The following is a 639-nucleotide window of genomic DNA, read 5'->3' as shown; positions in this document are numbered from 1 at the left end:
CGCTGGCCCGGATGGTCGGCCGCGACCGCGGCTACCGCGCGGCGTAGCCCCCTTTTGCAAAGGCCGCCTTGGCGGCCTCGTTGGCCTGCGGGTGCCGCGGACGGGTCTTCTGGCGCGACAAATCCAGGCCCCGCACCACGCGCGACAGGCTTGCCGGGTGCAGGCGCTTGTCGAACCGACCCTCGATCCAGCGGCACAGCATCGGCAGCGTCCATTCCACTCCGCCGTCGCGCTCAAGGTCAGGCCCGTGCAGGATAGTGGCCACCAGTACCGCCTGCTCGCCTTCGCTCAGCGTCGGCGGACGGCCCGGCTTGGGGCGGTCGGCCAAGCCTTCCAGCCCTTCGGCGTTGTAGCGCACCACCGCGTCCCGCAGCGCCTGCCGCTCCAACCCCACCAGCCGCGCCGCCTCGGCACGGCTCAGCCCATCCAGGGCATGCGCGATCGCCACCATCCACGTCGCCGTTCGCCGACACCCCTCGTGCCGAGCCAAGCGCCGTAGCTCGTCCGCACTCGCCACGTCCGTCCGGATCTCCAGAGCCCGTCCCATCCGCCCACCTCACACAGGTCAGGCCAGAAGCGAATCACCATCTCCGCCGCGCAGGAAATCACATCAGAGTCAGTTCATCCGCTCGACGGTAT

The 639-nt window shown here is 70.1% G+C and carries 1 protein-coding gene; it reads right to left on the bottom strand.

The features are described 5' to 3' along the window. Positions 1–31 precede the first annotated feature (31 nt). Positions 32–451, bottom strand: coding sequence for an IS630 family transposase (locus EBE87_RS28540; RefSeq protein WP_158601101.1), 420 nt, complete (start codon positions 449–451; stop codon positions 32–34). Between the last annotated feature and the right edge of the window lie 188 nt (positions 452–639).

The organism is Teichococcus wenyumeiae (assembly GCF_003696345.1).
Taxonomy (GTDB): domain Bacteria; phylum Pseudomonadota; class Alphaproteobacteria; order Acetobacterales; family Acetobacteraceae; genus Pseudoroseomonas; species Pseudoroseomonas wenyumeiae.
This window is presented reverse-complemented; position numbering and strand designations above follow the sequence as displayed.

Coding starts and splice junctions, on each gene's coding strand:
- EBE87_RS28540 (WP_158601101.1), bottom strand. CDS start 451: ATGGTGGCGATCGCGCATGCCCTGGATGGGCTGAGCCGTGCCGAGGCG.